A 19,869-nucleotide genomic window follows, 5' to 3' on the forward strand; every position below is an offset into this window, starting at 1 on the left:
CATGCCGAGGCGGAATCGCAAAAAACAAAATGCCCGCGTCAGAAACTGACGCAGGCATTTTGGCTATGAACCCTGAGCCGGAACGGCGACGGGAACAAAATCAGGGAACAAGATTACTTACGCAGACCGAGTTTTTCGATCAGTGCGCGATAACGGTCGGTGTCCTTGCCCTTCAGGTAGGACAAAAGGCTCTTGCGACGGTTAACCATCTTGATCAGGCCACGACGGGAGTGGTGATCCTTGCTGTGTTCTTTGAAGTGACCGTTCAGGTCGTTGATGCGTGCTGTCAGCAGCGCAACTTGAACTTCCGGGGAGCCGGTGTCGTTTTGACCACGGGCGTTATCAGTGATAATGGCAGCCTTGGCTGCTTTTTCGATCGACATGTTTTTTACCTTTCACAAGCGGTATGCGGAGTGGCTACCCTGCGTACCGTGAACAAAAATTAAACTGGCCCAAATGACCAGAGGCGCAAGTATATAGCAAAATATCAGCAGATTCAAATACTTACCGGAAAAGCGTAGAATCGTAACTTCACAGGACACTCATCCCTACAAACTGTTTATGAAACGCATCGTTCTCCCTGTCCTTGCCGCTGCCGTTTTGTCCCTGACGGGCTGCGCCTCGTTGTTTACTCCTCCCGTCAATCCCGGCGATACCGAAGAACAAGTCGTCGCACGTCTCGGCGCGCCGACCGCCGTGTATCCCGACGGCAACACGCACCTGTTGGAATATGCCGCCGGCGCTTTCGGTCAATACAGCTACATGGCCCGTATCGGGCCGGACGGGAAATTGATTTCCTACCAACAAGTCTGGACGCTGCAAAACTTCCAGTCGATCAAGGTCGACCAGGCAACCAAGGATGACGTGTTGCGCCTGGTCGGTCGACCTACTGAAGTGACCCGCTATGCGCGCATTCCGTTCGAGGCCTGGAACTATGGTTACAAGGAAAGCGGCGTATGGAATTCGCAGATGACCATCTATTTCGACAACAACGGCATCGTCCGCAAAGTCGAAAACGGCCCGGATCCGCGTTTCGACGACAGCCGCATGCGCTTCTGACCGAGCCCTGCGCGTAAAAAAAAACCGCTTGCAATGCAAGCGGTTTTTCGTTTGGGGCAAAAGCAACTCAGATAACGGCCGCCAATCCCAGCGTCAGCAGCAAGGCCACCACGGAAATGATGGTTTCGCACACCGTCCATGTCTTGAAGGTTTGCGGCACGGTCATGTTGAAGTACTCCTTGACCAGCCAGAAACCGCCGTCGTTCACGTGCGACAGGATCAGCGAACCGGCGCCGGTGGCCAGCACCATCAATTCAGGGCGCGTGCCGCCAACCGACGCCACGATCGGCGCCACGATGCCGCAAGCGGTCGTCATCGCCACAGTCGCCGAACCGGTGGCCACGCGAATCAGCGCCGCTACGAACCAACCCAGCAGCAACGGCGACAGATGCGCATCGGTGGCAATGCCGACGATCGCCTTCGATACGCCGCCGTCCATCAGGATGCGGCCGAAACCGGCACCCGCGCCCACCACCAGCGTGATGCTGGCGATCGGCCCCAGGCATTCATTGGTGAATTTCAGGATGGCTTCGCGACCGAAACCGCGCAGCTTGCCGAAGGTGTAAAAACTCACAAGCGTAGCGATCAGCAGGGCGATGACCGAATTGCCGATCAGGCGCAGGAAGTCGTTGGCGAAGGTCTTCGGCGTAAAGAACAGGTCGGCCCAGCTACCGATCAGCATCAGCGCCACCGGCAACAGGATGGTGAACAGCGTGATGCCGAAACCCGGCAATTCGCGCTTGGCCGCACCATTCGCACCCTGGTCGACAAACTGGCCGATCAACGGATTATCAGGATTGGGAATGACATATTTGGACATCAGCTTGCCGAAAATCGGACCGGCAATGATCGCCGTGGGAATACCCACCATCAGCGCGAACAGGATGGTGCGGCCGATGTCGGCGTTGTAAGCGGTCACCGCCAGCAATGCGGCAGGATGCGGAGGAATCAGGCCATGCACGACCGACAAACCGGCCACCATCGGAATACCCACCAGCACCATCGATGTGCCGGTACGCTTGGCAACGTTGAAGGCGATCGGGATCAGCAGCACGAAGCCGACTTCAAAAAACACCGGCAGACCGACGATAAACGCCACCGTCATCATCGCCCAGTGCACGTTCTTCTCGCCGAAAGCGTCGATCATCGTCGTCGCGATGCGCTCGGCGCCGCCCGACTCCGCCATCATCTTGCCCAGCATGGTACCCAGGCCGACCACCAGCGCGATATGTCCGAGCGTGTTGCCGACGCCGGTCTCAAACGACTTGACGATGGCTCCCATCGGCATGCCGACCGACAAGCCCAGTATCAGCGAAACCACGATCAGCACGATGAACGGATTCATCTTGAATTTCGCGATCAACACAATCAATGCGATCACCGCGACCAGCGCATAGATCAGCAACATGCTTCCTTGTACTGCTTCCATTTACGTCTCCTCATCCCCAGGGTTAACTGACGTTACGCTCAGCGCTTGAACGCGATGCAATCCACTTCGACCTTGCAATCGACCACCATGGCCGATTGCACGCAAGCACGGGCCGGCGGGTTGGCGCCGAAATATTCCTTGAATACCTTGTTGAAGGATTGGAAATCGCGCGTGTCGTCCAGCCAGACGCCGCAACGCACGACATGTTCCGGGCCGTAGCCGGCTTCCTTGAGGATGGCCAGCACGTTCTTGATGGCCTGATGCGATTGCGCGACGATGCCGCCGTCGATCACTTCGCCGTTGACCATTGCCACCTGGCCGGAGACATAGAGCCAGCCGTCCGCTTCCACTGCGCGCGCAAAAGGCAAATGCTGGCCGCCCGTGCCAGTGCCGCCATCGACGCCATATCGTTTGATGCTCATCGTATTTCTCCTTCAAAAAAGTAAACCGGGCGCTGCTCAACCATCAATGCGCCCTCCAATAGAGTACTCAAGCGGCAAGCAATTACGCTGCCGTTTCTTCCGCCTGAATGCGTTTGCGCGCGAGGAACCGACCTGCGCGCTCACCCGTGGCTTTCTTGCCCTCGCCGCGATACGACAGCACACCGTTGACCCACACGGCGTCAATGCCATGCGCCGGCTGCATCGGATCAGTGTAGGTGGCGGCGTCGCGGATCGTGGCGGCGTCGAACAGGACCAGGTCGGCCCAATATCCCACTTTCACCAGACCGCGATCGTCCAGGCCGAAACGCTGGGCGGACAACCCGGTCATCTTGCGCACCGCCGCCGCCAGCGAAAACAATTGCTGTTCGCGGCTGTAATAGCCGAGCACGCGCGGAAACGCGCCCCACAGGCGCGGATGCGGCAAAGGATCATTGGGCAGGCCGTCCGAGCCGATCACGGTAGCAGGATGGCGCAGGATGCGATTGACGTCGTCGTCGGACATGCAATGGTAGACCGCGCCGGCTGGCATGAGGCGGCGCGCCGCTTCCGTCATGTCGACCTGCCATCCGGCTGCGATGTCGGCCAGCAGCTTGCCGCCCTGCTCGGGATGCGGTTCGGACCAGGTGACCTGAATGTCGTAGGTGTCGGTCACCTGCTTCAGGTCCAGCGTCGACGAGCTGGCGGTGTAGGGATAACAGTCGCAACCGACGTGCTGGTGCTTTTCGGCGAGTTCCAGGGCTGCCAGCACTTCACCGCTGCGCCCCCAGTTTTCGACGCCGGCGCATTTGAGATGGGAAATCACCACCGGCACGCGCGCATGCTTGCCGATGTGGAACGCCTCATCCATGGCGTCGAGGATGTCGGCAAATTCGCTGCGCAAATGCGTCGCGTACATGGCGCCGTATTGTGCAAGCGGCTCGGCCAGCGCCAGCACTTCTTCGGTGGGCGCGTTGATGGCGTTGCCGTACGCCAGGCCGGTGCTCAGTCCGAGTGCGCCGTGTTCGAGCGCTTCCGTGAGCTGGTCGCGCATGCCCATGATTTCCGCGTCGGTGGCGGCGCGGTCGAGGCGGTCCATGTGATTGCTGCGCAAGGCGGTATGGCCGACCAGCGCAGCGACGTTGACGGATGGTTTGGCCGCCGCGATGGCGTCGACGTAGCTGGCGAAAGTCGGATAAGAAAACGCGCCCGCCTGCCCCAGCAGATTCATCGGATCCGGAGGATCGCCCTTGAGCGTCACCGGCGATGCGCTGATGCCGCAGTTGCCGACCACGACCGTGGTGACGCCTTGCGACAGCTTGGGAAACATCTCCGGCATGCGGATCACATTGGTGTCGTCGTGCGTGTGTACGTCGATGAAGCCAGGACTGAGGACTTTGCCGGGCGCATTGATGACCTGCGCGGCTTGCCAGGTTTCCAGCGCGCCGATGGCGACAATGCGCCCATCGGCAATGGCGACATCCGCCACCACCGGATCGCCGCCGCTGCCGTCGATCAAAAAAACATGACGAATCAGGGTGTCGCAGGTTTGATTGTCGTCTGAAATTCGGTCTGGGGTGGTCATATCAATCTCCCAGCGGCTGGCGGTCGCCGCCGCCGCGATGCATGTCGAGTACATACTTGAGGCGCCGCAACTGCTCCTGGCTGCGGTCCTTCTGCAGCAGCGCCAGTTCCAGCACCAGCATGTCCAGCGCCATCATCATGGCGTAGCGCGATGACGATGGTTTGAAAATGAAATCCGTTTCCAGCGCCTTGATCGGCAGCAGCACGTCGACCATGCCGGCCAGCGGCGAACCGAGCGCGGTGATGCCGATCATCTTGACGCCATACTCCTTGGCCACTTCGCAATTGGTCAGCAACTCGGGGACGTTGCCGGTGGTCGAAAACACCAGCAGCACGTCGTTCTTGTCGAGCGTGGCCGCCACCATGCGTTGCAACAAAGCATCGTGGTAAGTCGCCACCGGACGCCCCAGCCGCACCAGGCGGTAGCGTGCCTCGTCCGACATCATGGTGGAGCCGCCGCCCATGCCGAAGGCGTAGATCATGCGCGCGTCGCGCAACAGCTCGGCGGCGCGCATCAAGGCATCGGTATTGAGCAAGGCGCGATTGACTTCGAGCACCGCATGAATGTCGTTGTAGACGACATCGATCAGTTCCGGAGGCTGCCCCGGCGGAATCGTCTTGACGCCGTCGAAAAAACGCTGCCCGACCGCCACGGCCTGCGCCAGCATGAATTTGAACTCGCGCACATCGCGGCAGCCCATGGCTTTGGCAAAGCGCGTCACGCTGGCCAGGCTCACACCGGCCTTTTGCGCCAGTTCGCCGATACTGGCGCTGGCGGCCGAAGACAAATCGCTCAGTATCGCCTCAGCGACTTTCTGCTCTGCCAGACGCAACTGAGCGCTGCGCTCGGTAATGCGTGAAATGATGTCAAAGGCTTGGGCCATGGAATAAAGGAAGTCTCAGGTGCGAATCCCGCATCTCCCGAAATCACCAGAAAGCGGTAATTCCAGTCGGGAAGGAATTTTTTATGTTAGTTTATAACACACTTTCAACATAGTAAATTCAGTACTATGATTACGTCAAATCAATTTTTGAGGAGAGATTCAAGATGAATGATACAAACTACCAGAACACGTGGCAAAGTGGCATCATCGATCCGCTGAACAAGGGCATCGGTACCCTGGAGGCTCCCTTGGCGCCGAACGCGGCCAACACTGTGTCCTGGAATCTCCTCAACGAAGACCTGAGCCTGCCGACCGCCGTGTTGTATGAAGAGCGCCTGGCGCACAACCTCGACTGGATGCAGCGCTTTGTCCGAGAATACGGCGTCAAGCTGGCGCCGCACGGCAAGACCACCATGGCGCCGAAACTGTTTGCCCGCCAACTGGCGACCGGCGCCTGGGGCATCACGCTGGCGACCGCACACCAGACCAACGTCGCCTATCACCACGGCGTACGCCGCGTGCTGATGGCCAACCAACTGGTTGGCAAGCAAAACATGAACATCATCTCGCGCCTGCTGCAAGATCCGTCCTTCGAATTCTTCTGCCTGATCGATTCCGTCGAGCTGGTCGACCAGCTCGGCCGCTTCTTCTCCGAACGCAGGCAAACCCTCAGCGTACTGCTCGAACTCGGCCCGCTCGGCGGCCGTACCGGCGTGCGCAACAATGAGCAGCAAGACGCCGTGCTGGCGGCAATCAAGCGCTGGCAAGGCAGCATCGCCTTGTCCGGCATCGAAGTCTATGAAGGCGTGCTCAAGGAAGAAGCTGACATTCGCCTGTTCCTGCAACGCGCCGTGCAATGCGCCAAGGACATCGCGCAGCAGGGTTACCTCAACCATCGCTCGGCGCAAAAGCCGGCGGTGCTGACCGGCGCCGGCTCCGCCTGGTATGACGTGGTCGCCGAAGAATTCGCCGGCGCCGACATCGGTGTGCCGCTGGATGTGGTGTTGCGCCCCGGCTGCTATCTCACGCACGACGTCGGCATCTATCGCGCCGCGCAAGAACAGATCCTGACGCGCAACCCGGTCGCGCGCAAGATGCGCAGCGAACTGCTGCCGGCGCTGCAACTTTGGGCCTATGTGCAATCGATCCCCGAGGCCGACAAGGCCATCGTCGCGCTCGGCAAGCGCGACGCCGCCTTCGACGCCGGCCTGCCGTTGCCGGTCAAGCGTTTCCGTCCCGGTCACGACGCAGCGCCAGTCGACTCGCCTTCACACTGGGAAGTCACCGGCATGATGGATCAGCATGCCTACCTGAAGATCGCACCGGGCGACGACATCCGCGTCGGCGACATGATCGCGTTCGACATTTCGCATCCGTGCCTGACCTTCGACAAATGGCGCCATCTGCCGGCACTGGATGCCAAATTCAACGTCATCGACATCGTCCAAACCTTCTTCTGAGCATCAGCCGCATACGACATCATGAGCAAGAAAATCCTCGCCTATGGCGAAGCGATGGTGGAATTCAACCAGAGCATCGAAACCCCTCACTACTATCTCGAAGGTTTCGGCGGCGACACTTCCAACTTCTGTATCGCGGCGGCGCGCCAGGGCGCCGATGCAGGCTACGTCAGCGCGGTCGGCGACGACCATTTCGGCAAGAGCCTGCAAGCGCTGTGGGAGGCCGAACGTGTCGACGCCACACATGTCGACATCGTGCCGCACGCGCCGTCGGGCGTGTATTTCGTCACGCATGACGAAGAAGGCCACCAATTCACCTATCTGCGCGCCGGCTCCGCCGCCAGTAGATACACGCCTGCGCAATTGCCGCTGCAGGCGATCGCCGACGCCGAGGTGCTGCACTTGTCCGGGATCAGCCTGGCCATCAGCGAGAGCGCCTGCGACGCCGGTCTGACTGCAATGGCGCACGCGCGCAAGAACGGCACGCTGACCTCGCTCGATACCAACCTGCGTCTGCGCCTGTGGCCGCTGGAACGCGCCCGCGCCAAGATGGCGGAGGCCTTTGCCTTGTGCGATATTTGCCTGCCCAGTTGGGAAGACGTCAGCGCGCTGACCGGACTGGACGACCGCGACGCCATCGTCGACAGGCTGCTGGTCTATGGCGTCAAACTGGTGGCGTTCAAGCTGGGCAAGGAAGGCTGCTATGTGGCGACGCCGACCGAGCGGCGCATGGTGGCGGCGTATGCGGTCGACGCCATTGACGCGACCGGCGCCGGCGACTGTTTCGGCGGCGCATTCGTCTCTCAACTGGTCGCCGGAAAGAATCCGTTCGATGCGGCCCGCTACGCCAACGTGGCGGCGGCAATCTCCACCACGGGCTATGGCGCCGTGGCGCCGATTCCGACGACGGAACAAGTCAATGCGGTGCTGAACCGACAAGGCTAGCGTGCGACATCACCCCGAAATAAAAAGAGCGACGCCATCGATGCCGTCGCTCTTTTTATGTTCCCGTCACCTGGAAACTAAATTTTCCTGGAGATCACCAGCATGCCGGCCACAGGCTGCCTGATTTCCTCGCGCAGCGTCACGTCTTCCATGCTGATCAAGTCCAGTCCCGCGTCCGCCAGACATTGCATCACATACGCGGCGCTATGTCGATAGCGTCCGCTCGGATGCAACTGAAGATCGCCAGCGTGATTGCCTTCTGTCATCGTTTCAACCGTGAACAGGAAATAGCCGTTTTTCCTGAGCGTAGTCGCCGCCGCACCGAACGCATCTTCAAGACCGCCGAAGTAGATCAAGGTATCGGCCGACAACACGATATCGAAGGCCTGCGGCTGTCCGGCCATGTATTCGGTGATCTCCTGCTTGATCAACTGATCGTAGCCTCCGCGCGCCCGCGCCTGTTCAAGCATCTTTCCCGACAGGTCGACGCCATGCAGCGAACGTGCATAAGGCGCAGCAAACGATGCGCACAAGCCGGTGCCGCAGCCGACATCGAGGATATCGTATTGCTTGCCGCCGATACCTATGGCCGTCAGCCCCTGTCCCATCAACTGCGGACCGCGATACGCCAGGCTGCCGACGAGATTGTCGTTGAAGGTCTCTGCGTAGCGATCGAAGTGCTGTTCCACATAACTGTCCGAAGCGCGGCCGGGCACGTCGCTTTGCGAACAGGCCGCATACATATGCGCGGCGATCGGATTGCCCGGCTCTTCTTCCATCCATGTGCGGTAGATATCGGCAGCTTCTTCAAGGCGGCCGAGGAAGTAGAAGCAAGTACCGAGCATCTCCCTGGACTTGCCTTCCAGCGGCGGCAGCACGAAAGCGCGGCATTGGTAATGCGAACTGCTCATCTTGTCGCCGGCGGCCTCATAAATATTGCCGAGATGGATCAGCGCCGGACCGAATTCGGGGACCAGTTCGACCGCTTGCTTGAAGGAGTCGATTGCGCCTTCCATATCGTTGCATTGCAACTGCGACGAACCGAGATTGTTCCAGACCACATGGTCGCCGGGATTCGCATCCAGCGAAGCCTGATAGGCGTCGCAGGCCTCCTCGAATTCCTTCAGGGCGAACAGCACGTTGCCGAGATCGTTATGCCAGTTGGCGTTGCCCGGCTGCAGCGCACAGGACAGGCGGATGCTCTGGATGCCCTCCTCGTGCTGACCGCGCTGATGCAGGAAGATGCCCAGATAATGCAGCGCAATGGGATGCACCGGATCCCGCGCCAGCACTTCGCGGTAAATCGACTCGGCCCGATCCAGTTCGCCCGCGGTATGAAAACCGATCGCCTGCTGCAACAATTGCAGCAACGCAGCGTTTGTCCCGCCTTGTGAAAGAGATTCCATCGTTATTTTCCTGTCATCTATTTTGGATTCGAAGATAGGTTTGTCGCGGGAAGCGGCATCAATCTTACAATTTTTATCCAATGACGAAAAACATTTCCTGAACCGCCGTTTTCGCTAAATCAGCAAACGGTCCGTGATGGCACCCAGCTTGCGCAAAGCCTGGTCCAGCTCGCGCGTGAACGGCTTGCCGCAGCACAGGCGCAAGTAATGCTCGAAACGATCCGAATTGGAAAAGATCACGCCCGGAGACACGCCGATGCCCTCATCCAGCGCTGCCGCAAAGACGGCTTTCGACGACAGGCCGCGCGGCAGTTCGACCCACAGGCCGACGCCGCCGGCAGGCACACTCAGGCGTGTTTCTTCCGGAAAGTAGGCGGCAATCGCCTCGGCCATCTGTTCGCGCTGCTCCTTGAGATTACCGCGCAGGCGCCGCAAGTGGCGGTCGTAAGCCGGCGACCCCATGTAATTGGCGGCGGTGATCTGGGTCCATTCCTCGTTGGCGCGGGTATAGGCGAACTTGAGCATCTTGACGCGCTCATGCCATTTGCCGCTGGTCATCCAGCCCAGGCGCATGCCCGGCGCCAACACCTTGTTGAGCGAGGCGCAGTAGATGACGTTGCCGCTCTTGTCCCACACCTTGGCGGCGGACGGCGCGACATCGCCGTCCGCCAGTTCGCTGTAGGCGTCGTCTTCGATCAGCGGCACGCCGTGTTGCTCGCACAAGGCCACCAATCGCTCCTTATGGCTGTCCGACATAATGCAGCCGAGCGGGTTTTGCAGCGTCGGCACCACGACCACCGCCTTGATGTTGCCGTAGGTCTGCATCGCCAGCTCCAGCGCTTCGATGGAGATCCCGCTGTGCGGACTGGTCGGAATCTCCAGCGCGCGCATGCCCAGGCTTTCGAGCGTCTGCAGCAAACCGAAGTAAGTCGGCGACTCCACCGCAATCGTGTCGCCTGCCTGCGCCACCGCTCGCAACGCCAGGTTGAGCGCTTCGATGCAGCCATGCGTCACCACCACATCGTCGGCGCTGATACGGATCCCGGCATTCAACGCCCGCCGCGCCACCACCTGGCGGAACGTGGCGTTGCCGTTAATCGGCATCGGACTGGTCAGCAAGGACGGCTGCTCGCGCAAAGCGCGGATGGCGGCGTTCTTCAGGGCTTCCACCGCATACAGCTCGGGCGCGCAGCTCATGCCGCTGAGGTCGATGGCGGGCGCCTGCAACTGGCGCCGCGCGATGAAATCGGAAACCTGTTCGTGAATGCCGACATATTGCGCCGGGTCGAGCGGAACCAGGATATTCGGCTCGCCTGCCGGACGTATGGTCGCCCTGCGCGGTTGCCGGACGAAATATCCGGAACGCGGGCGTGCCTCCAGCCAGTTGCCTTCTTCCAGATGGCGCAAGGTCTGCAAGGCGGTGGACAGGCTTACCTGATGCTGGCGCATCAGGTCTCGCACAGAAGGCATGCGGTCGCCTGCTTCCAGGGTGCCGGCATGGATCGCCGAAAGATAGTAATCGGCCAGGCGGCGATAGATGGGCTGGGTAGCTTGCTGCGCAGGCTCGGCGGCGAGAGGGGGTGGTTGCATGTCCATGGATGAATCTTCAGCGTTCCGCTGCGGCGGCGATAGATACAGAGCAGTCGAAAACAGACGATAACAGATCGAAAAAATGTCCGCTGTATCGATCCACATCGCGACAGCCTGTGCCTGTTCCGCAAAATGCGTCCCGCCTAGACTGTCCCTACGCCAACCAACCGGGAAAAACCATGCACACACCAGAACGCCAACAGGCCGTCCCCGCCAAAATCTATCTGAGCGCCGGCCAAAGTTACTATCTGTGGAGTCGCCGCGATGCGGTGCTGGTCGTGCAAACGGGTAGCATCCGCCTGCGCGAATCGCCCGAATGGATGTCGGAAACGATATTGAGAACGCTGTCGACGCTGCACGAAGGCCAGTATTACCAGATCGAACAAGGCGGCTGGACTTGCCTGTACGCAACGCGGACCGCCGAAGTGTTGCACTACGCCAGCGCGGCGCCGCGCTATTTCTCACTGAGTTTCATCGCCGCGCTTGTCGCAGCGCCGTTGCGTCGTTTGCGCGGCATGGCGCGACAACTGCTGGCGTCGCGGTGATCGGTTGCGGAGCATAACCGGGCTGCTTTCTTGCACAATGTGCATCTAAATTTTTGCGCATTGACCACGAAGAGTGTGGGTGTATTGCATCAAAGGCATTACACTAATGCGTCACCCACCTCTCTTCACCGTTATGCAGAATGAAAGCCGCTCTCCCGATACTGCCAAGGCTGGCAGCGACGAACACGTCAATGCGGAGATGTTCGAACTGGCCCCCGTGTCCATGTGGCTGGAAGACTTCAGCGGCGTCAAAAAATTGCTCGATGAATGGCGCGCCGCCGGCGTCACCGATTTGCGCAGCCATCTCCAGGCCGACCTGTCGCGTGTCCACGCCTGCACCTTGCAAATCCGTGTCCTGCAAGTCAATCGCAAGACGCTGCAACTGTTCGAGGCGGACGATCTGGCGCACCTGACCGCCAACCTCGGCAAGGTATTCCGCGACGACATGCTGCATACGCATATCGAGGAATTGCTGCAGGTGTGGGAAGGCAAGAACGAATTCTCCAGCAACAGCGTCAACTACACCCTGTCCGGAAAACGCCTCGACATACAACTCAACGCCCGCATCCTGCCGGGTTACGAAGACAACTGGGAGCGCGTGCTGCTGGCCGTCGAAAACGTCACCGAACGCGAAGCGGCCCGCCGCAAACTGATGCACAGCGAAAACTATGCGCGCGGTCTGTTCGAATATTCGCCCATTTCCCTGTGGGTGGAAGACTTCAGCCAGGTCAAGCGCCTGTTCGGCGACCTGCGCCAGATCGGCATCAAGGACTTCCGCGTCTTCACCGACGTGCATCCCGAATTCGTCGAGCGCTGCATGCAGGAAATCCGCGTCATCGACGTCAACCAGCAGACGCTGACCATGTTCCACGCTCCCGACAAGCCGACGTTGCTGTCGCATCTGAGCGAAGTGTTCCGCGATGATATGCGCCCGCATTTCAGCGAACAGCTCGGCGAGCTGTGGCACGGCAACCTGTTCCACCAGCGCGAGGTCGTGAATTACGCACTTAACGGCGAACAATTGCACGTGCATCTGCAGTTCTCGGTGTTCCCCGGGCACGAAGAGAATTGGGACCTGGTGCTGGTGGCGCTGACCGATATCACTGCCCGCAAGAAGGCCGAAGCCTATCTTGAATTCCTCGGCAAGCACGACGAACTGACCAAACTCCACAATCGCGCCTTCATGGTCGACGAAATGAACCGGCTCGAGCGCAAAGGTCCGTTCCCGGTCAGCGTCATCATGGCCGATCTCAACGGCCTCAAGGAAATCAACGACCAGCTCGGCCATGCCGCTGGCGATGCCCTGTTGCGCCGTGTCGGCGAAGTGCTGAGCAAGGCGGCGGACAAACCGGTCCATGCCGCACGCATCGGCGGCGACGAATTCGCCATCCTGATGCCGGCTACAGATGAACGCGACGCCGTCGCAATGGTGGAAAACATCCAGAGCCTGATCGACATCAACAACCAGTATTACTCAGGTTCGCCGCTGAGTCTGTCGATGGGTTACGCCACCAGTCGGCACGGCGAACGCCTGGAAGCGACCATACAGCGCGCCGATACATTGATGTACCAAGACAAACGCACCTATTACGCCCAGACGCCGGGAAACGAACGGCGCCAGACATCCCCGGAATGAACGCGCGGCAATTCGCATTGCCTGTCGATGACGAGACAATCGCCGTCGATACGCTCGGTTCTGCCGAACAGCTCAGCGCACTATTCCTGCACGGCGCGGGGCAAAGCCACCGGCAGCGACAGCGTCTGCTGCGCGAAGAATTGGCTGAACAGGGCTTCGGCAGCATCGCCTTCGATTTCTCAGGGCATGGGGACAGCAGCGCCAACAGTCCCGGCTCGCTGCAAAAACGTTTGCGCGAAGCTGAGCACGTCTTGCAGGCGACGAACGTCGCGCATGCCGTCCATACCGTCGTCGGCACCAGCATGAGCGGTGAGATCGCCATCCGGCTGGCGTGCAAACCGGACAGTGAACTCACCCATCTGGTCATGATCGTCGGCGCCATCTATGACCGGGCGGCTTTTGCGCTGCCTTTCGGTCCCGCCTTCTCCGCCGCGATACGCCGGCCGCAGAGCTGGCGCGAAGCCGAAACGCTGGAATTCATCCGCCATTACCGCGGCGGCCTGAGCATCATCCGTGCACTCGACGACGCCGTCATTCCGCATGACGTCGCCGAACTGCTCGTGCAGGCGGCGCAATCGGCACGCTTTCGGCGTCTCATCGATTTGCCGGACACCGACCATCGCCTCAGCGAAAAAATGGTGCAAGACGCCCTGCTGCGCCAGCGCATTGCAGCCATCATCCGGCAGGAAAACCAAGAGGAAAAATAATCAGGCGGTGGTAGCAACGAGCGTCCCGACGACGCCTTGGGTCACCGAGTCGCTGACTGCGACGTCGGACAAGCCAGGATTGCTCTTGAGGATATCGGCGAAATCGGCGGGAATTCCGCTGGTCGGTGTAAATACGCCGCTGCCGTCATAGACGCCGTCGGTGGATTGCTGATTGCTGCCCAGCGACGCCAGGATGCCCTGCCCCAGCGACTGTGTCTCCTGATTCGGCGTCGTCGGCTGCGATGTGGCGGTACCTGCCAGCGCGATTTCATGCAGGAGGCCGGTTGCCGTGTAAGTCACGGATCCTCGCGGCGCACCACTCAGGCTGAGCACTACCGCTCCGGCACTCGCCAGCGCCACGGCAGTACTGATCGCGGCCGGACTCTGGCCGAGATCAATCACCGGCGTACTGCCTCCATAGGCAGCCGGAACACTGGCGGTGAAAGAACTGTTGATTGCAATGGCCACGACGATCCTAGCTGAACGATTTCAGACGACCTGTTTCAGACTAGCAGCAATTGGCGCACTTTTCGATATCACCTTGACAACATCAGACTTGCTGCGGATTCAACTTTTCCGACTTTGAATAGAGTTTGTTCAAGGCCGACAGGTAAGCCTTGGCCGAAGCGACGACGATGTCGAGGTCGGCGCCGACACCGTTGACGATGCGTCCCGCCTTGGATAGCCGCATGGTGACCTCGCCCTGCGACTGCGTGCCCGTCGTGATTGCATTGACGGAAAACAGCAGCAGTTCCGAGCCGCTGGCGACGTGCGATTCGATGGCATTGACGATGGCGTCGACCGGGCCGTTGCCCTGCCCTTGGCATGCAATCTCCTTGCCGTCGGCGGTGAAGACGATTTTGGCAGCCGGCCGCTCGCCGGTTTCCGAGTGTTGCGACAACGACACGAACTGATAATGTTCGCCTTCGTGACTGTGTTGTTCGTCGGTGACCAGCGCCATGATGTCTTCGTCGAAAATCTCGGACTTGCGATCGGCCAGTTCCTTGAAACGGGCAAAGGCGGCATTGACCTCGCCCTCCGACTCCAGCGTAATGCCGAGCTCTTCGAGCCGCTGCTTGAAGGCATTGCGGCCGGACAGCTTGCCCAGCACGATCTTATTGGCGCTCCAGCCGACGTCTTCGGCACGCATGATCTCATACGTATCGCGCGCCTTGAGTACGCCGTCCTGGTGGATGCCGGATGCATGGGCGAAGGCATTGGCGCCGACCACGGCCTTGTTCGGCTGTACGGCGAAGCCGGTGATCTGCGACACCAGCTTGGAAGTCGGCACGATTTGCGTCGCGTCGATGCCGAGTTCGAGCTTGTAGTGGTCGCGCCGCGTCCTGACCGCCATGACAATTTCTTCCAGCGCGGTATTGCCGGCGCGTTCGCCGAGACCGTTGATGGTGCATTCAACCTGGCGCGCACCGCCGATCATTACCCCTGCCAATGAATTGGCGACCGCCATGCCGAGATCGTTATGGCAATGCACCGACCAGATCGCCTTGTCCGAATTGGGAATGCGCTCGCGCAGGGTTTTCAGCATGTGGCCGTACAGCTCAGGTACACCGTAGCCGACAGTGTCGGCAAAGTTGATGGTGGTGGCACCTTCTGCGATCACCGCTTCCAGCACCCGGCACAGAAAATCCATGTCGGAGCGGCTGCCGTCTTCCGGACTGAATTCCACGTCGTCGGTGAACTGCCGCGCATAACGCACGGCCAGCCGAGCCTGCTCGAACACCTGATCGGGCGTCATGCGCAGCTTCTTTTCCATATGCAGCGGCGAGGTTGCGATGAAGGTGTGGATGCGCTTGCGTTGCGCCGGCTGCAAGGCTTCTGCGGCGCGGGCGATATCGCGATCATTGGCGCGCGACAGCGAACAGATGGTGGAATCCTTGATCAATCCGGCGATGCTGCGAATTGCATCGAAGTCGCCTGGTGAAGCCGCAGCAAAACCCGCTTCGATCACGTCGACCTTCATGCGTTCAAGCTGGCGCGCGATGCGGATCTTTTCTTCCTTGGTCATCGATGCTCCGGGCGATTGCTCGCCGTCACGCAAGGTGGTGTCGAAGATGATGAGTTTTTCTGCTGACATGGCGGCTCCCTCGGCTAGTGTCTGCGTCCTATTCTAGTCTTCCGGCACAGCGTTGCAAACAGGCCTTGGCGCGGATATGAAAAAACCGCCGGGCTTGCACCGCGGCGGTTTTGATTGACTTGTCCAGAACTCATTTCATAATTAGGCGTGAGATGCGTTCTACTTCTCTTCGTGTTCCGTCTGCACGATGCTGACGGGCTTGCCTTTGATCTTGCGCCAGGCATAGACGATGTATCCTGACAAGCCGTACAGCACGAACAAGCCGAACAACACCTTGGACGGATCGCTGGAGATCGCCACCAACGCCACCACCACCAGCAACGCGGCGATGAACGGCACCGGCTTGCGGAAATTGATGTCCTTGAAGCTGTAGAACGGTACGTTGGTGACCATGGTGATGCCGGCATACAAGGTAATCACCCAGGACGCCCAGCTCAGGTCGGTGCCGGCAAAACGCAGGTCGTCCATCAGCCAGACAAAGCCGGCCACCAGCGCCGCCGCGGCGGGACTCGGCAGCCCCTGGAAGTAGCGTTTGTCGACCACCGCGATGTTGGTGTTGAAACGGGCCAGGCGCAAAGCGCCGCCGGCACAATACACGAACGCCGCCAGCCAGCCCAGCTTGCCCATGCCGCGCAGCGACCATTCATACACCACCAGCGCCGGCGCGGCGCCGAACGACACCATGTCGGACAGGCTGTCGTACTGGGCACCGAATTCGCTTTGGGTATTGGTCATGCGTGCAACGCGGCCGTCCAGGCTGTCCAGCACCATGGCGACAAAGATTGCAATCGATGCATGGTCGAACTTCAGGTTCATCGCCATGACGATGGCGTAGAAACCGCAGAACAACGCCGCCGTCGTGAACGCATTCGGCAACAGGTAAATGCCGCGCGAACGCCGTGGGCGCACAATGGGCGCACCGTCGATGTCTTCCAGTTGAGCCGGATACAACGGCGTTTTATGGCTGCGCAAGGATTTCGGAAAAGGAATGTTGCCCTTGTTTTTGCGTCTGCGGAAAGTTGCCATGTGAAGTCCGTCTAGTATGCGTCGGGTGGTCAGAATTCAGCCAGAATGGTCTCCGTGGCAGAGACCTTCTCACCGACGCTCACTTTCGGCGTGGCGGTCAACGGCAGATAGACGTCGACCCGCGAACCGAAACGGATGAAACCGTAACGCTGGCCGCGCGCCAGCACGTCGCCGGCCTTGACGTAGCATAGAATACGGCGGGCGATCAGGCCCGCCACCTGCACGCAGGTCACGCTCTGGCCGTTGGCGGCAGTGATTGCCAGCGCATTGCGCTCGTTTTCTAGAGACGCCTTGTCGAGGTCGGCATTGACGAACTTGCCGGGAAAATATTGCACGGTCTCGATCTTGCCATCCACCGGCGCGCGATTGGAATGGACATTGAAGACGTTCATGAACACGCTGATCTTCAGCGCTTCACGGTCGGTGTACGGGTCATGGGCCTTGGCGACCACAACGATACGGCCATCTGCAGGCGACAGCACGGCGTTCGGATTCTGCGGAATGGCGCGCGGAGGATCGCGGAAAAATTGCAGCACGAACAAAGCAATGATCCAGAACGGCAGCGACCACGCTCCGCCGATCAGGGTAACGATAACGGCGACGACAACGGCGATGCCCAGAAAAGGCCAGCCTTCGCGGGCAATAATAGGATGTGGGTAATGATTATTCAACGTTGCTCCGATAGTCGCTGATAAATTTCAGAATGGTAAAGCGTGCTTATTCTAGACGAGCGCCCCAGAAATGTAACGCGCCGCAAATCAAATCAACGGATATTTACCCATTGAGAGCGAATGACGGCCTGAGATTCCGGCCTGTGCGAAAGCGGAGGGATCTGTTGGCCCGATGAGCCATTCTTCTTTTGATAAGCGCGTATTTTATCGCGAACCATGGCGGATATGGCGCGAATCGATGCCTCGACCATCCATGCAACAGCGACAATCGCGACGGAAACACCTGGCATACGCACACATGAAGCGGATGTGCACGAAATGAAACCGCGCCGGAAAGCTTGCCTCATGCTCTCCGACGCGAAAGAACGCTTACTTGAATCGCACCTTGCCGACCAGGTGCATGCCGACGGTGGACTCGCCCGGTTCGAAGCTCGGCTCGGCCACCGCTTCCTGCGCAGGCGCATCCGCCATCGCACGCATCATCATGGCCTTGGGGGCCAGTGCATTTTGGGCATAGTTGCCGGAACCTTCGAAGTCGATGGTTTCCACTACGGCATCGCTGCTGCGGCGTCCCATCGCGGCCGCAATCGAGGCAATCCGTTCATTGAGATTCCTGTAGGTGGCGTTGATGAGGTCGGCATCCAGTTTCTTGGCAGTTGCCGGACTCAATCCGAATTGCAGGTTGTTCAATCCCAATATGCTTTGTGCTGCAGCCACCGTCTTGGGCAAGCCTTCCAGATTGGTGGTCGTGACATCGAGGTACTGCCCGACGCGCCAGCCGACAATCGGGCGTGGCTTGTTGTTTGAACGCAGCGCGTCCTCGGCGTAGACAGCGTAAGTGTAATAGCCGCGCGTTTTCAGTTGCGCTTGCGGATCCTGCTTCTTGACGATATCTATGCCCTGCTTCATTTTCCGGTTGACGCGCGAGGCAGCGGCTGCTTTGTCCTTGTCCTGCTCTTCCACGCTCAGCGTGGCATGCGCTTCATCATTCGGCACGACGATTTCACCCGAGGCTGGAACGACCACCAGGGTGCCGGCAGTTTGAACGGGTTGCGCATGCGCTGCCATCGTTGCTGTTGCGAGTATGGCTGCGAATAATAGTTGGCTTGGGCGCGACATTGAGATCTCCAGAAATGAAACTGATTGATGAGCTTCGCACATTCCACGAAAGCTGTGTGGCGAAGACTGGCGGTTGGACGCCCGGTGAAACGCTTGGTTCTTGAAAGGAACAGTACAATTGTGACAATGTGAAAGCCACGAAACATCTTTGTTACGATAACCGAGAAAAACTAAAAGGACGCCGGAGCGTCCTTTTTCCCATCAACTTCCCGTTACCGTCGTCCCCGCGAACGCTGGGACCCAGTGGCGTCAGTGCATCGCTCAAGCTTCTTCACGACGCTGGGCTCCAACTTTTTCGTTGGAACGACAAACGAGCGAGGTTTAACTTAGTTCTTCGATTGGTCCGCCGGCTTAACCAAAAAAGGACGCCTGAGCGTCCTTTTTACCCATCGATATCTCTATTGCCGTCGTCCCGGCGCACGCCGGGACCCAGTGGCGTCAGTGCATCGCTCAAGCTTTTTCACGACGCTGGGTTCCATCTTTCGTTGGAACGACAAACGGGAGAGGTTTGGCTTAGTTCTTCGATTGGTCCACCAGTTTGTTGGCCTTGATCCACGACAGGCTGGACGGGAATTCGCAAAGCGCCGCTTTGCGCCGTCCTGCCCGGGGCGCGCTTGCAAGCGCGTCCTGTCATGATGCCTACATCGCGGTCCGGAATCGCGTTAGTTCTTCGATTGATCCACCAGTTTGTTGGCCTTGATCCAGGGCATCATGGCGCGCAGCTTCTCGCCCACGATTTCGATCTGGTGTTCCGCGTTGATGCGACGGCGCGACAGCAAGGTCGGCGCGCCGGCCTTGTTTTCCAGGATGAAGCTCTTGGCGTATTCGCCGGTCTGGATGTCGGTCAGCACCTGCTTCATGACCTTCTTGCTCTCTTCGTTGATGATGCGCGGGCCGGTGACGTATTCGCCATATTCCGCATTGTTCGAGATCGAGTAGTTCATGTTGGCGATGCCGCCTTCGTAGATCAGGTCGACGATCAGCTTCAGTTCGTGCAGGCATTCGAAGTACGCCATTTCCGGCGCGTAGCCGGCTTCCACCAGCGTTTCGAAACCGGCCTTGATCAGTTCGACGGTGCCGCCGCACAACACGGCCTGTTCGCCGAACAGGTCGGTTTCGGTTTCTTCGCGGAAGTTGGTTTCAATGATGCCGGCGCGGCCGCCGCCGTTGGCGGTGGCGTACGACAGCGCAACGTCGCGCGCGGTGCCGGACTTGTCCTGATACACGGCGATCAGGTGCGGCACCCCGCCGCCCTGGGTGTAGGTCGAACGCACGGTATGACCCGGAGCCTTCG

General features: G+C 59.5%; 19 protein-coding genes. 6 read left to right on the forward strand and 13 right to left on the reverse strand.

The features are described from left to right. Positions 1 to 113: 113 nt before the first annotated feature. A complete protein-coding gene (rpsO, locus tag RV1423_RS22685; RefSeq protein ID WP_034301815.1) occupies positions 114 to 383 on the reverse strand; it encodes a 30S ribosomal protein S15 in 270 nt (89 codons plus the stop codon). Positions 384 to 561: 178 nt separating this feature from the next. On the opposite strand from rpsO, the gene bamE reads away from it, so the two are divergent. Next, positions 562 to 1,059, forward strand: coding sequence for an outer membrane protein assembly factor BamE (gene bamE, locus RV1423_RS22690; RefSeq protein WP_034301817.1), 498 nt, complete (start codon positions 562 to 564; stop codon positions 1,057 to 1,059). A 67-nt stretch (positions 1,060 to 1,126) separates the two neighbouring features. On the opposite strand, the gene RV1423_RS22695 is transcribed toward bamE, so the two are convergent. The 4 genes from RV1423_RS22695 to RV1423_RS22710 all read right to left on the reverse strand — a co-directional run bounded on the left by RV1423_RS22695 (position 1,127) and on the right by RV1423_RS22710 (position 5,375). Further along, entirely contained in the window at positions 1,127 to 2,488 is a 1,362-nt protein-coding gene (locus RV1423_RS22695) for a GntP family permease (RefSeq protein ID WP_034301819.1), read from the reverse strand. Between the two features lie 38 nt (positions 2,489 to 2,526). Next, positions 2,527 to 2,910 (reverse strand): RidA family protein, encoded by a 384-nt coding sequence (locus RV1423_RS22700; protein ID WP_034301821.1) that lies wholly within the window; start codon positions 2,908 to 2,910, stop codon positions 2,527 to 2,529. A gap of 82 nt (positions 2,911 to 2,992) precedes the next feature. Then, positions 2,993 to 4,492, reverse strand: coding sequence for an amidohydrolase family protein (locus RV1423_RS22705; protein ID WP_034301849.1), 1,500 nt, complete (start codon positions 4,490 to 4,492; stop codon positions 2,993 to 2,995). A gap of 1 nt (position 4,493) precedes the next feature. Beyond that, complete coding sequence (locus RV1423_RS22710) at positions 4,494 to 5,375, reverse strand: MurR/RpiR family transcriptional regulator (RefSeq protein WP_034301823.1); 882 nt, start codon at positions 5,373 to 5,375, stop codon at positions 4,494 to 4,496. A 164-nt stretch (positions 5,376 to 5,539) separates the two neighbouring features. Here RV1423_RS22710 and RV1423_RS22715 point away from each other — a divergent pair, with 164 nt between their 5' ends. Both RV1423_RS22715 and RV1423_RS22720 read left to right on the forward strand, forming a co-directional pair. Then, a complete protein-coding gene (locus tag RV1423_RS22715) occupies positions 5,540 to 6,835 on the forward strand; it encodes an amino acid deaminase (RefSeq protein ID WP_034301825.1) in 1,296 nt (431 codons plus the stop codon). 21 nt (positions 6,836 to 6,856) lie between these two features. After that, entirely contained in the window at positions 6,857 to 7,780 is a 924-nt protein-coding gene (locus RV1423_RS22720; RefSeq protein ID WP_034301827.1) for a sugar kinase, read from the forward strand. Positions 7,781 to 7,857: 77 nt separating this feature from the next. Here RV1423_RS22720 and RV1423_RS22725 read toward each other — a convergent pair whose 3' ends face one another. Together RV1423_RS22725 and RV1423_RS22730 are read right to left on the reverse strand one after the other, a co-directional pair. Then, positions 7,858 to 9,186 (reverse strand): tetratricopeptide repeat protein, encoded by a 1,329-nt coding sequence (locus RV1423_RS22725; protein WP_051516865.1) that lies wholly within the window; start codon positions 9,184 to 9,186, stop codon positions 7,858 to 7,860. Positions 9,187 to 9,300: 114 nt separating this feature from the next. After that, positions 9,301 to 10,782, reverse strand: coding sequence for a PLP-dependent aminotransferase family protein (locus RV1423_RS22730; protein ID WP_034301852.1), 1,482 nt, complete (start codon positions 10,780 to 10,782; stop codon positions 9,301 to 9,303). A gap of 173 nt (positions 10,783 to 10,955) precedes the next feature. On the opposite strand from RV1423_RS22730, the gene RV1423_RS22735 reads away from it, so the two are divergent. From RV1423_RS22735 to RV1423_RS22745, 3 genes are all read left to right on the forward strand, one after another. Continuing rightward, a complete protein-coding gene (locus tag RV1423_RS22735) occupies positions 10,956 to 11,321 on the forward strand; it encodes a hypothetical protein (RefSeq protein WP_034301829.1) in 366 nt (121 codons plus the stop codon). Between the two features lie 133 nt (positions 11,322 to 11,454). Next, positions 11,455 to 12,957, forward strand: a complete 1,503-nt coding sequence (locus tag RV1423_RS22740; RefSeq protein WP_034301831.1) for a sensor domain-containing diguanylate cyclase — start codon at positions 11,455 to 11,457, stop codon at positions 12,955 to 12,957. After that, positions 12,954 to 13,664, forward strand: a complete 711-nt coding sequence (locus tag RV1423_RS22745) for an alpha/beta fold hydrolase (protein WP_034301833.1) — start codon at positions 12,954 to 12,956, stop codon at positions 13,662 to 13,664. The genes RV1423_RS22740 and RV1423_RS22745 overlap by 4 nt, the downstream gene beginning before the upstream one ends. On the opposite strand, the gene RV1423_RS22750 is transcribed toward RV1423_RS22745, so the two are convergent. From RV1423_RS22750 to ilvC, 6 genes are all read right to left on the reverse strand, one after another. Next, a complete protein-coding gene (locus RV1423_RS22750; RefSeq protein ID WP_034301835.1) occupies positions 13,665 to 14,132 on the reverse strand; it encodes a hypothetical protein in 468 nt (155 codons plus the stop codon). An 82-nt stretch (positions 14,133 to 14,214) separates the two neighbouring features. Further along, positions 14,215 to 15,759 carry a 2-isopropylmalate synthase gene (locus tag RV1423_RS22755; RefSeq protein WP_034301837.1) on the reverse strand — a complete coding sequence of 515 codons (1,545 nt, stop codon included), beginning with the start codon at positions 15,757 to 15,759 and terminating at the stop codon, positions 14,215 to 14,217. Positions 15,760 to 15,918: 159 nt separating this feature from the next. Then, on the reverse strand, positions 15,919 to 16,785 hold the full coding sequence (pssA, locus tag RV1423_RS22760; protein ID WP_034301839.1) for a CDP-diacylglycerol--serine O-phosphatidyltransferase: 867 nt from the start codon (positions 16,783 to 16,785) through the stop codon (positions 15,919 to 15,921). A 29-nt stretch (positions 16,786 to 16,814) separates the two neighbouring features. Further along, positions 16,815 to 17,456 (reverse strand): phosphatidylserine decarboxylase, encoded by a 642-nt coding sequence (locus RV1423_RS22765; RefSeq protein ID WP_034301841.1) that lies wholly within the window; start codon positions 17,454 to 17,456, stop codon positions 16,815 to 16,817. Between the two features lie 369 nt (positions 17,457 to 17,825). Further along, a complete protein-coding gene (locus RV1423_RS22770) occupies positions 17,826 to 18,575 on the reverse strand; it encodes an SIMPL domain-containing protein (protein WP_034301843.1) in 750 nt (249 codons plus the stop codon). 662 nt (positions 18,576 to 19,237) lie between these two features. After that, on the reverse strand, positions 19,238 to 19,869 hold a 632-nt coding region (ilvC, locus tag RV1423_RS22775), incomplete at its 5' end, for a ketol-acid reductoisomerase (RefSeq protein ID WP_034301853.1).

The organism is Herbaspirillum sp. RV1423, assembly GCF_000577615.1.
Lineage (GTDB): Bacteria > Pseudomonadota > Gammaproteobacteria > Burkholderiales > Burkholderiaceae_D > Herbaspirillum.

Excerpts from the sequence above, each read along its gene's own strand:
- rpsO (WP_034301815.1), bottom strand. The coding sequence starts at position 383 with ATGTCGATCGAAAAAGCAGCCAAGGCTGCCATTATCACTGATAACGCC.
- bamE (WP_034301817.1), top strand. The coding sequence starts at position 562 with ATGAAACGCATCGTTCTCCCTGTCCTTGCCGCTGCCGTTTTGTCCCTG.
- RV1423_RS22695 (WP_034301819.1), bottom strand. The coding sequence starts at position 2,488 with ATGGAAGCAGTACAAGGAAGCATGTTGCTGATCTATGCGCTGGTCGCG.
- RV1423_RS22700 (WP_034301821.1), bottom strand. The coding sequence starts at position 2,910 with ATGAGCATCAAACGATATGGCGTCGATGGCGGCACTGGCACGGGCGGC.
- RV1423_RS22705 (WP_034301849.1), bottom strand. The coding sequence starts at position 4,492 with ATGACCACCCCAGACCGAATTTCAGACGACAATCAAACCTGCGACACC.
- RV1423_RS22710 (WP_034301823.1), bottom strand. The coding sequence starts at position 5,375 with ATGGCCCAAGCCTTTGACATCATTTCACGCATTACCGAGCGCAGCGCT.
- RV1423_RS22715 (WP_034301825.1), top strand. The coding sequence starts at position 5,540 with ATGAATGATACAAACTACCAGAACACGTGGCAAAGTGGCATCATCGAT.
- RV1423_RS22720 (WP_034301827.1), top strand. The coding sequence starts at position 6,857 with ATGAGCAAGAAAATCCTCGCCTATGGCGAAGCGATGGTGGAATTCAAC.
- RV1423_RS22725 (WP_051516865.1), bottom strand. The coding sequence starts at position 9,186 with ATGGAATCTCTTTCACAAGGCGGGACAAACGCTGCGTTGCTGCAATTG.
- RV1423_RS22730 (WP_034301852.1), bottom strand. The coding sequence starts at position 10,782 with ATGGACATGCAACCACCCCCTCTCGCCGCCGAGCCTGCGCAGCAAGCT.
- RV1423_RS22735 (WP_034301829.1), top strand. The coding sequence starts at position 10,956 with ATGCACACACCAGAACGCCAACAGGCCGTCCCCGCCAAAATCTATCTG.
- RV1423_RS22740 (WP_034301831.1), top strand. The coding sequence starts at position 11,455 with ATGCAGAATGAAAGCCGCTCTCCCGATACTGCCAAGGCTGGCAGCGAC.
- RV1423_RS22745 (WP_034301833.1), top strand. The coding sequence starts at position 12,954 with ATGAACGCGCGGCAATTCGCATTGCCTGTCGATGACGAGACAATCGCC.
- RV1423_RS22755 (WP_034301837.1), bottom strand. The coding sequence starts at position 15,759 with ATGTCAGCAGAAAAACTCATCATCTTCGACACCACCTTGCGTGACGGC.
- pssA (WP_034301839.1), bottom strand. The coding sequence starts at position 16,785 with ATGGCAACTTTCCGCAGACGCAAAAACAAGGGCAACATTCCTTTTCCG.
- RV1423_RS22770 (WP_034301843.1), bottom strand. The coding sequence starts at position 18,575 with ATGTCGCGCCCAAGCCAACTATTATTCGCAGCCATACTCGCAACAGCA.